Consider the following 11,764-nt stretch of genomic DNA (forward strand, 5'->3'; position numbering starts at 1 on the left):
GATGGTCGCTCTACGGCGTGGGCCGCGGCGCGAGATAGTGCGGCTTCGCTGTTTACGGCATCAGAATTTCGGGCGCAGCTCAATCGCGTTCGGTCAGTTCAAGCCAATCCAAGATCACTAACGAGCTGACGAGCGCGGTTCGGCTCGCCTATCTCGACCGATATCAACCTCACCAGGCGATCGACAGCTTTCCGAGCAAACTCGTCGTCTGACCTGATCAATCCAGCGACCTCCCGCGACAGTCCCGCCTCGAGGTCGAGTCGCGCGACATCCTGCGCGGTAGCGCCGGGCGGCATCTCTGCCAAATCCCACCACCTCGAATGTCGGAGAGCAAACCAGGGATCCGCCGGCTTAGGTGCTGCCTTTCTCGGACGGAATGGTGAGAGGCAACTACGGAGCTCGTTACGGACATCGCTTAAGTGAGCCCGCCGGGGGAACCCACGCCGAACTCGCGCGATACCCCAGAGCAGCGTGACTAGGTCGTAGGGCGCCTGGTGGTAATCGCCTTCAGATACACGCTTCAGCGAATCAAGTTCCCTGAGGTAGCGGAGCTTGCTTACTTGCTCGTCGCGCGGGATATGCACGGGCCCCGACAATGTGCGTTCATAGTTAGCAGCGGCCGCTACCGACGGGGTCGGCACCTTTGGCGTGGTTTGGGTGCGACTCGATTTTCGGATGGACGCGATCGGTTGCCCTGAATCCCGTAGTCGCCAGCGTTGCCAACCGTCAATCACCTCAGGGTCTTCGAAACCATAGTGCGTTACGACGGCTCGCGCAGCTTCGTCTGGACTATCGAAATCCCGTCGACCCTCGACCTTCTCGTTAAGGCGCACTGTCCCCTTGTCAGGATCAAGGGTCGCTCCTGGCATGTGGCCGCCCTCGCATTCAATGTAGATGCGCGGGAATCGCCCCTCCTTCTTGGACTGTGCGACCGCCGACTCGGGACGTCCCGGCAAGGTGAGCTGGCGAACCCCATAGGGGTGCGAGGGCACCTCGGGCGCCGAATTGAGAACAACCGAGGATCGCTGTTTCGAGGCCAGGTCCTGACGCCGCGGCCCCGGATTCTTCAGACCCTCCGACGACGAAACGGGTGGTTTTGCAACGTCATTGAGTCCAGCAAGCCCTCGGACCGCTACGGATCCCTCCGGTTGGTCCTCAACCGACCGAAGCTGATCCATATCAAGACGTGCTAGGACCGCCTCACTGCGAGCATTGACCTCCTGGACATCCATACCCAGTCGCTCGGCGATCTCACTCGTACCGATTGGGTCGCTACCGCCTAGCCCGAACCTCAAGATGAGGATCTGTGCGTCTAGCGGTTCCAACAGAACAAGCGATGCGAGAACTGCGTCGATTGCTTCGGGCCTACCGGTGGACGTGGTGGAGTACACGTGCTGTCGAATCAGTTCAGCCCGCTCCTGCGCGGCAGCTGCGCTCTCTGCGACAGTCTCTGTGGCGCGCTGGGCCGCCTCGTATGCGACTACAGCGCCATCTGCCTCTGCAGAATTCACCGACGGAAGCCACGAATCGAGCAGTAGCCCAACGTGTTCAGGTTCGGTCCTGACCACCTCATCGGCGATGTCGGTCAGTTGATTCAGGAAGGTTTCATGGGCGCCCAGCTTCGGGTCCTCGGAACTGTTCTCCGCGAACATGATGATGAACACAGCGGGACGTCCGTCTGCTTTCGGGCGTATCACCCGACCCATGCGCTGAATCATCTGTCTGCGGGACTTACTGGCCGCCAGAACGATCCCTACGTCCGCCTCGGGGACGTCGATCCCTTCGTCGAGCACTTTTGGAGCGGTGAGTGCGGTGATACTGCCATTCTTGAACATCTCGAGGAGTCGGACGCGGTCGCGCCTAATCAGATCGCTTGTATAGGGCGCTGCTGGGACGCCTTGCCTGAGCATCGCCTCTGCGGCACTTGCTGCGGCCGCCTTGGTCTCAGCGAAGACGACGGTTTTTCCGGTAGGACGCAACGCTGTCGCGACCGTCGCGAGGGCATCGTTCTTGGCCTCGATCCCAGCCAGAAGTTCTTTACGGTCGGAGAAGGCCTTCAGGTATCGCCGCGCGGAACGTGTTGACTCGTCTGCGAACGCATCTTTCGCCAACACCTGAGCGTCACGAAGGAAGAGTCCGAAAGGTTCAGGTGAGCAGCCATACTCGACGATTAGTCGGTTCCGCTCCTGCCTGGCTACTTGGTCATATTGTTCATAGCGCGCCCTCTCCTGCGGGGTAAAGGGTACAGGCACCAGGGCGACCCGGACTGGCGCAAGGATTCCGTCACGGTAGCCGCGCTCATAGGTGCACCCGACAATCGTGGAGCCGAAGTAGGGTGTCAGCACCTTCTCGACGCCGTCGTCACTTCGCTCGAAGGTTGCGGTCAGCCCTAGCCGGAGCTCAAATGCTGGACTCAACGCTTTGGCGAAGCTATCGGCGCCGTAACGATGGACCTCATCGGCGACGATGAGCGCCCCAGCGCCGGGCTGGTCTCGACTGGCTTCATCGATGGATGAATGGACCGTTGAGATGAGGACGTCCCGACGACGAAACGTGTCGGTGAACCCGTCCCCTCGCCTGCCAACGCGCGCTCGGAACTCAGTAGAGGCGAATCGCTCATACCACTGGCGAAGAAGATCACGTGACGGGACGATGATCAGGACTTGGCGGTCCTCTGCCAGCGCTTCAGCAACCGCAGCAACGCCAACCTCAGTCTTGCCCGAGCCCGTCACTGCTTCTATGACGCCACGCCGACCCGCTGCGCGCCACTTCCCTAGCGCTTCAACCTGCCATGCCCGCAGCGCGCGCTGGGCGGTCATGCTTCACCTTGCGCGTGCATCCACACATCTGCTCCGTGGCGACGCTCGCGAATGAGCTGCTTCTGATTCACGAGTTGATCGAGAAACGCCAAGGCTTCGGTTTCACTCTGCTTAGTAATTCGCGACGCGCGATCGACCGTCAGCGGCAACTGCGACCACGCGGCCGCCAGCAGAACTTGCTTGATGGTTTCAGGATGCGGAGTCGTTCGAGGCGCGGACGTTGCAGTGGCCGGCGGGGTATCCACTTGTTGAACGTTCGCTGGTGGATTCTCGGTAGTCGACGAGGTCGACCCTTCGGCGTCACTGAGCTTCCACTCGAGTTCGCCCGCAGCCACCAGTGTTTCGATTGCCGCCTCGACTCGCTGATACGGCACGCAAAGATCGTCTGCCAGCTGGTCGACCTCGATGCGCCCGCGTTCGCTGTTGTATCGGACGACCGAGAGAATGTCTTCGTCCGACATCTCAGCCGGCTGATCGTTAGGCTTAGTCTTCGGATCTGACGGCCTTGACACTAAGACTGGCGTTTCAACTACAGACTCACCCTCGGCCCAGTTCGACGTCGACTGATCATCGTTGCGAAGTTTCGGCTCCACCACACGTAAGGTCGGCGGCGGGGTCACGAGCGTGGGTGGAGGCAATACACCCGAACCCCACCCATCCTCGGGTGTCCGCGATGATTCGTCGATCTCACCTGACGTGGTGGTCGGCAGCGAAGTCTCCACCGACGACCCGTCAAAGGGCGGATTGAGCGATGTGGATTCGTGATCTTGCCCGGCTGGACCAGTTTGGCCGTATTGGTGCAATCCTGGTGCCGATTGACCGTCATCAGGATCTGTTGCGATTGCAGTGATTGGCTCGGTCTGAGCGACAGAGCTAATCGAACTAGCGCCAAGCGGCTTGATTCCGAGCCGGTCCAGTTCTGACCAAAGTCCTGACATCGCTTCGATCGGATCGAGGTAGTACTCCGACTCGCGCACCCGCCAGAATGTCCAGCCGCATCGGCGGAGTTCGGTTTCACGTTCGAGGTCGGCACGGATCTGTTCCGGAGTGGAATGGAAAGCGTCGCCGTCGCATTCGACGGCCAGCCGCGAGGCCCCACCGGTCACGACAAGGTCGATCCGCCGGTTGTTGACTTCGATCTGCGGGTTGACGTGGTATCCGCGCGCAACGATGTCGTTAAACACTCGCTGCTCGAAGAGGCTGTCAAAGCGGTTGTCCCGTACATGGCGGCTTACGTTCTCTGGAATTGGTTCTGCGAGAGCAGGTGCCGTGGATGTCACGTGTTCAAGAAGTGATCGCCGGAAGTCAGAAGAACTCAGACGATCAACCGTGACCGAGTGGAACAGCCACATCTGATCCTTCGCACGTGAGGCGCCCACGTTGAATCGCTGCGCGTCCTGGGTATTCGTCCGCGCACGGAAGGACTGTTCAGGAGCGACAACCATCGACAAGAAGATGACGTCTCGCTCGTCGCCCTGGAAGTCTGGGGGTGTTCCTACGCGGAAACGCCTTTCCTCCCAGTCTTCTTCGGACACTCGACCACGAAGCTTGTTCATGATCATGTTGACCTGGCCTTGGCCCTGCAGTACGACGACACCCATGGTCTTGGCGTCGTACGCCGGATCGCTCAGACACACTGCCACCTGGTTGGCAATCGCCTCGGCTTCCGCAACATTGACCAGAGACGCATCTTTGCCATCGACCGTGGCACCTGGAACGTATGTCGCACGCAATGGTGGGAGTCGATCGGCGCCGAACTGTCGTACCGGAACGAGTGGCGAGTCTCGGTAGAACTGGTTGCTCGACCAACTGATGATCTCTGGCATCGATCGGAAGTGCTCGCGCAGCCGGACGACCTGCCCGAAACGGGACCGCAAGAGCGAGAACAGGCTTGAGCGAGGTGTGAACGACGTCCGCACATGGTCAGGCAGATCGGGAAGAAGTGAGTCCAGGCGCGCGAACACGCTCTCGAGTGTTCCCATTGCCACTTCACTTGGCGTGCATTGTTTGTCGTCGCCCACCACAATGACGCGCGGTGCTAGCCAGAGCAGGAACAGACTCGTGATATCAACCTGGCTGGCCTCATCAACGATGACGACGTCGAAGACCCCGGGTGTGGGCGGAATGGAAGCCAACACCTGTTGCGTGGGCATGACCCAGGCGGGAACTGCGCTCTGCGCTTCTTGCATCGCTTGTCGTGCGGCCTGGCGATATCTCTCGGCGTATCTGCCAGTGCCTTTGCCTACTGAATGCACGTGTTCGCGATACGTCTGCAGGGCGGTGACCTCGGTCGCAGTCATTCTCGCGAGGCAGCTCTTCCAAGCTTTCTCAGCCGCGAGCCGCGCTGTGTACGTGGCGATGTCGGATGTCGCTGCGTCGAGCTCTTCACTAAGCCGCGCCTCGCGCCCCGGCTGGCGCTGCTCCGCCACCCAGTCCGAGGCCAACCGCCAATGCCACGCGCGGGCTATCTGATCCGCCCGAACATCCCAGTGCGGGTCATCCGCGGCCTGCAGGAGCTCCGCCGCGAACATCGGCGACGACGTCTTCAGCTCGCCAAGCAGTGTCTCGACTGTGTGAAACTCGTGCTGCTGCCGTGCTGCAAATTGGTAACCCCCAATCGCCGCATTGAACGCTTCGAGATCAGCACTCTCGATTGCGGTGATGAGCGCCGACGACTCCGGTGAACCCCCCTCACTGAAGACACGATGAAGGGAGGTCACGTGCTCCGACAACTGACGCTGGGCCTTTGTTCGGCGAATCGCCACAGATACCGCAGCCGCGACCGAGGCTATCGTCGCAGCCTCGTCGACCGACCCGATGCGTAGACGCCGGGCGGTCCGATGTTCGACGAGCACCTGGACGTTGGTCCGGGCTTCAAGCAGCTGATCGATGAGCGTGAGTTGCGTCCGCACGTAGCGGAGCGCATTCACCTGCGCGGTTCGACTCGCGATATCCGGTGTCGTCACGCCAAGGTCCGCAAGAATCTGTCGCGCCGAAGCGATTGCGTCCATCGCGTGAAGGTGCGTAGATGCGACTCGGAGTGACTCGGACGTGGAGACCTGATCTCCGTCTACTGTCAACGCCAATTCGAGTGCGTCGTAGGCTTTTTGCTCGTCTGTTCGTCGGAACCTGCCACGCCATTCTGCTCCCGCTTCGAGACGACCCAACCACGCATCAATCGTCTTGAGGGTGCCTCGACTGACTTGCGGAGCCTCTACCTGCGAAACACCGATCTCACGGTCGGCGCCCAGGGCGGCATCGAGCAGATCGTCGACCATACTCATGCGGTCCCACAGGTGCCCGATGCTTCCGGACAGCACTCGGTCGGCCAACTGCGCCAACTCCGCAGGTAACGCCCGAACCTCTTCAACCGCTCCGCCGAGCGCTTGGCACCTGTCTCGAATCTGTTCAGAAGTAGCGGTATCGACATCCTTGATGATCGCCAGGATCTCTGCGGCTTGATCGTCGACCCGAGGGCCATCCTGGAGTGCTTCCTCGAACAGGCTCGCGATGCGGTCAGGCGGCAGCAAGATGTCGTTGAGAGGCGGAAAGGCCTGCGTCGCCCGTGACTTGTGCTCCGGCGTCAGGGCGCGCAGCAGTCCGATCAATTTCGCGAACGAACTGGGGTCTAAGGGTGGGTTGGGTGTGTATAGGGGCCCCGGGAGCCAGTCCAGCTGCGCCTCGGTCTCCCCAAGCGCACGCACGATGGTTGCCAAAGTGCCGCTGTAGCCGGGAGCTATCTCCGGGTGTTGGTAGAACTCCGATTCCCGAAGAGAGCGGATAGCTTCCAGGATCGTCGAACGCTTTGCGCGTGCCTGCCTGCGTTTGTCGGAGAGATCGTCAATCAATCGCTGAGAGACTTCCGGCACGAAGGAGGTCTTACGTCCGGCGATCGTGGCCACACTGCGGTTGAGTTCCTGGCTACCACCGCGGGCCAGATCGGTGATCGAGACGCACAGTTCCTGCATGTCTGGAGGTAGCTTGTCGCGCAGCACTTGAAGTGCCTGCGACTTCTCGCTCGTCACGAGGACACGCTGCCCCTGAGCCAGCAGCGCGGAGACAAGATTCGCGATCGTGTGCGTCTTGCCTGTTCCCGGAGGACCTTCGACCACAACACCGCTGTCCCCGCCGAGACGGTCGATGATCTTGGCCTGCTCTGCATTGGCCGGTAGCGGAAAGAGCGGGTCGTCGGCGAGCTGAGCAGGCGCCGTGGCGCCGGTGGCCTCGAGCCACCTCACTCGCTCCGCCGGTTCGATAGCTGTAACCAGCTGCGCGAGCCCGAGGGGCGTCTGTGACCCCTCCGTGGCGGCGTGGTTGATCATCTGGTTGTAGTACTCCGCGAGGGCAAAGGCGCCCCGTCGTCGCAAGATCAGTGCAGGAGACAGCCTCAGTGATGCCTCACGGGTCGCCTGAAGAGGCGCTTCAAGCACGTCCTCAACCTCAAGCGGCACGCTCAGAGCCCGTGACACCCAGTCCTTTAGGAAGACCAGGACGGATTCGTCGAGCGGCGATAACGATTCACCGAGCTTCTTCTGGAGCGCGATCGTCCCCGATTCGTCGAAGATCTCCATCCCGGTCAACAGCTGACCGTCTTCGAGTCGCGGCGCCGACATCTCCACAAGCCTGACTACGAGGTCGCCGGTGTCGTCGTCCCGTTCTACCAGCACTTCCTGGCTGATCAGGTGGGTGTTCACTCGCGTCGTACCGGTGACCTGAGACGGAAGAGTCAACAGCCCGGTGGCGACGACGAGCTCAACGGACTCCGGTCGCATCTTGAGTTCTTCCATGCTCGCGCTGAGCGACTGGTAGAGCTCGTAGGCGGGTCGCCGTACCCGATCAGTCTCGGCCCACGCGTTCCACGTCAGCTGCCAACGTTCAAACGCCGAACGTGCCTTATCGACGAGGTGTTGAGGCTGTTCATCGTCGGGCCGGCGCTCGATAAATCGCGGACCCGCGGAATCACTGCGTGTGAGATCGGTACGGTCAGTCCAGTCATGGAGGCTCTTCGGTACGGTGGGCGGCGCCTCGAGATGCACCTTGGGGGCACGGACCAAGACGTCGCCGGCCGCAGCTCCGCGGTCGACATCGAACGCGCCAAACTTCGGGTAGAGCCACTGCACACTTTCGTGCCGTTCGACATCAAGGACCGCGCTAGTACGAGCTTTGACGATCTGCTGCAGGAACTGCATCAGCCGACTGACGCGATCCTTCAGGACAAGGTCACTCTCATCACTTGCCACGAACACACCCACCACTTCACACGCCGCTGGGACAGCGACCACCGAACCCGACCGGTGCTTAGGCTAACGAGTTCCTCCGACAGAACGGACGGTGGAGGTCGTTTGTGTCCCTAGCTTCATCTGTTCGGACTAAAACGGCGCTATCGTCTGTTCGGACGAATTCAGCACGGTTTCGTTTCTGCTGCAGAAAGCCGGATTCTAGGGCCGCCACGAGCGGTTCCGGAATTGCGCCGGTAGGCAACAAGCCGCGCATCGGGGACACAACGAACGACACTCAAACAAGGTGTCCGACTTACGTGATCTACTCCATTCGTGGCCGATGCCTTTTCTCCTGGAATCTACGAATCCGTTCTGACGGAGCGCTTGTCGAAGCGACTAGCGTCAACGGACCTGGTAGCAGAGTTTGCCGAGATCTCATCGGGTTCGGAGCCTCATGTTTATGCACGGCACGTCGCGGCGGTCGTTGAACGCCATCTCAGCACGTTGCCGGAAGGGGCCAGGAAGGAATCGGCGAACGCCATCCTGGCCCACATCACCGCCGGCGGCGACGAAGCAATCTCGCGTACCGAGGTGTTGGCCTCGCTGCACCCTGTGAGCGCATCGGCTCCGACTCGTCCGGCAACGCCGTTGTCGGAGGTCGCCCTGCTGACCAACCGTCGCGACGAGCCCAACATGGCGAGCGAAATATCGCGCGAACTCGCCAGCGCCGATCGCGTCGATCTCCTCTGCGCGTTCATCCGGTTTGCCGGCATCTCAGTCATCGGTCGTGAGCTGCAGGCGCTGCGTTCACGTGGCGTCCCCGTGCGAGTAATCACCACGACCTACCGTGGCGCTACCGAACGTCGCGCCGTCGACGAGCTCGTTACGAAATACGGCGCCGACGTTCGCGTGCGTTACGACACCGCGACTACCCGCCTGCACGCGAAGGCCTGGCTGTTCCGACGGAACTCCGGTTTCGATACTGGCTATGTGGGGAGCTCGAACCTCTCAAGATCGGCAATGGTCGACGGCCTCGAGTGGAACGTCCGGATTTCTGGTGTCAGCACGCCCACTCTCATCCGAAAGTTTGAAGGCGTCTTTGACACCTACTGGAATGACCCCGCATTCAAGCCATACGACCCAGCTACTGACGCCGAGAAACTCGACCAAGCCCTGTTTGAGGCAGGCGGCGGCAAAAGCGGGCGAGAAACCATCACTGTCTCAGGGCTCGACGTCCAGCCTTGGCCGCACCAAGAGCGCGTTCTAGAAGCGCTCGAGGCAGCTCGCGAAGTGCACGACCACCACCGCAATCTCATTGTTGCGGCTACCGGAACCGGCAAGACCGTGATTGCTGCCCTCGACTACAAGCGCCTGTGCGAACAGGCCGGCAAGCCGCTGAGCCTCTTGTTCGTGGCACACCGCAAGGAGATTCTCGAACAGTCCCTGCGGAAATATCGGGAGGTTCTCGGAGATGGCAGCTTCGGGGAACTGTACGTCGATGGCCACCGGCCGACCGACTGGCAACACGTGTTCGCCAGCATCCAATCGCTCAGCGGTCGTGATGGCGACGGCGTTGACGCTGCCACATTTGACGTCGTCGTTGTCGACGAATTCCATCACGCAGCGGCATCCACGTACACCTCACTGCTACAGCGGATTACGTCTTCTGAGCTCCTAGGCCTAACCGCAACGCCTGAACGCAGCGATACCCTCGACATCCTCCACTGGTTCGGCGGCCGACCGACCTACGAACTCCGGTTGTGGGACGCTCTCGAGCAGGACCTGCTTTGCCCGTTCCACTACTACGGCATCGCCGACAACACTGACCTGCGCGACCTGACGTGGTCTCGCGGCGACTACCGGATCTCTGATCTCGAGAATGTGTATACGGGGAACGACGCACGCACGCGACTCATACTCAACGCCGTGCGTGACTATGTGGCAGACCCTTTCGCGATGCGCGCGCTTGGTTTCTGCATCTCGATTGCACACGCCAACTACATGGCCGACGCCTTCTCCAAGCAAGGCATTCCCGCTGTGGCTATTTCGGCTGACACACCTCGTGCCGTTCGCGCGCAGGCGTTTTCTGACCTGCGCGCGGGTGCAGTTGCCTGTCTCTTTGCCGTTGACCTCTTCAACGAGGGCCTGGATCTTCCCGATGTAGACACCTTGCTGATGCTCCGGCCCACTCAGAGCGCCACCGTCTTTCTTCAGCAACTGGGGCGTGGGTTGCGACGCAGCAGGCGCAAGGCCGTGCTCACAGTGCTCGATTTCATCGGCCACCACCGCGCAGAGTTCAACTTCGCCCCTCGGTTTAGCGCACTTACCGGGACACGTGGAAACCGACTGGTGGACGAGGTCTCCGATGGCTTTCCTTTCCTTCCGGGCGCTAGCCGGATCGTCATGGATCGGCAGGCCCGAGAGATCGTCCTCGAGTCGATCAAGCGAGGGCTGCCTACCAATCGCCGTACGGCGCTGATCGCGATGGTGAAGGAAGCGAACACGAACGATTTGAGCGACTTTCTGGCGCAGACAGATAGCGATCTGTCGCTCGTGTACTCAGGCAGCGGAACTCGCGCGTGGACGCCACTCCTTCGGGATGCTGGATTGCCGACGCTGCCGTCCGGTCCCGACGAAGACTCGCTCGCCAAGCGCGTCCGCGCGCTCGCGCACGTCGACGACCTCGAACGCGCAAAGCTCTATCGCCGGCTGGCCACTCCGGGCGGACCCTCGTATCACGAACTCACGCCGCGCGGGCAGACTCTCGCACGGATGCTGTTCTTCACGCTGTGGTCCGATAAGGGAGGTTTCACCAGCTACGACGCCGGGTTTCACTTCCTGCGCGCACACAAGGCGATCTGCGCGGAGATCGGCCAGCTACTCGAAATCACCTCGGCCGGGATCCATCACGTCCCACGGACCGTCGACGGTCTCCCTCTTCAGACCCATGCCCAGTACCGGCGTGAGGAGGTGCTGGCGGCCACCGGCTTTGCCAACTGGGAGCGTAAAGCACGAGGACAGGCTGGCGGCGTTACCTGGAGCGGCAGTATCGGCGCCCTCTTCGTGAACCTCCACAAAGACGAGCGGGAGTTCAGTCCTTCCACGATGTACCGCGACTACCCCATCTCGCGGGACACCTTTCATTGGGAGTCGCCGAACAACACTGCCGTCGACTCCCCAATGGGTCGGCGATACGTGGAGCAGCGCGACAACGGGTGTGACGTCCTGCTGTTCGTTCGCGACCGACCCAGTGGTGCGTTTGGTGCGGAGCCCTTCATCTTCTTAGGTCCGGTCGACTATGTCAGTCACCGCGGTGAGCGACCGATCGCGATCACGTGGAAGTTGCGTCGGCCTATGCCGATGGACGTGTTTGAGAGCGGCTCGGTGGTGGCAAGCTAAGCGGCTAACGAAGACGAACGACCAGCACTAGCTCCGTCGAAAAACTCCCCGGCGTAGAGCTTTGCGAAGTGACGAGACGGTGACAGCCCTAGCGGGCTGAATTGCCATTGGCGCGAGCGCCCGCTGCCACGTAGGTGCGCCTGCCGCAGCAGACTATGTCATCGCCAGGGCATTCCGCAGAATCTGGCAGCGCACTTCGATCCGGTCCGGATCACAAGTCGACCGGACGTTCGCCACAGCGTGGGGCACCGCGACCGCGCAAGCAGGCCGGTCGTCGAGAACTCGACTGTAGACAGACAGTAGTGCCCCATAGAGTGGTGTAACTCG

At 61.2% G+C, this 11,764-nt stretch carries 3 protein-coding genes; 1 reads left to right on the forward strand and 2 read right to left on the reverse strand.

Annotated features, from left to right (window positions below; translation table 11 throughout):
* Positions 1 to 98: 98 nt before the first annotated feature.
* Together OK17_RS13840 and OK17_RS13845 are read right to left on the reverse strand one after the other, a co-directional pair.
* On the reverse strand, positions 99 to 2,819 hold the full coding sequence (locus OK17_RS13840) for a DEAD/DEAH box helicase (RefSeq protein WP_461417781.1): 2,721 nt from the start codon (positions 2,817 to 2,819) through the stop codon (positions 99 to 101).
* On the reverse strand, positions 2,816 to 8,059 hold the full coding sequence (locus tag OK17_RS13845) for an AAA domain-containing protein (RefSeq protein ID WP_461417782.1): 5,244 nt from the start codon (positions 8,057 to 8,059) through the stop codon (positions 2,816 to 2,818). Before OK17_RS13845 ends, OK17_RS13840 begins: the two co-directional genes overlap by 4 nt.
* 312 nt (positions 8,060 to 8,371) lie before the next feature.
* Between OK17_RS13845 and OK17_RS13850 the strand changes: the two genes are divergently transcribed.
* Entirely contained in the window at positions 8,372 to 11,437 is a 3,066-nt protein-coding gene (locus OK17_RS13850) for a DUF3427 domain-containing protein (RefSeq protein WP_461417783.1), read from the forward strand.
* The last annotated feature ends 327 nt before the right edge of the window (positions 11,438 to 11,764 follow it).

The sequence above is a fragment of the Gordonia sp. GN26 genome (assembly GCF_054823965.1).

Excerpts from the sequence above, each read along its gene's own strand:
- OK17_RS13840 (WP_461417781.1), bottom strand. The coding sequence starts at position 2,819 with ATGACCGCCCAGCGCGCGCTGCGGGCATGGCAGGTTGAAGCGCTAGGG.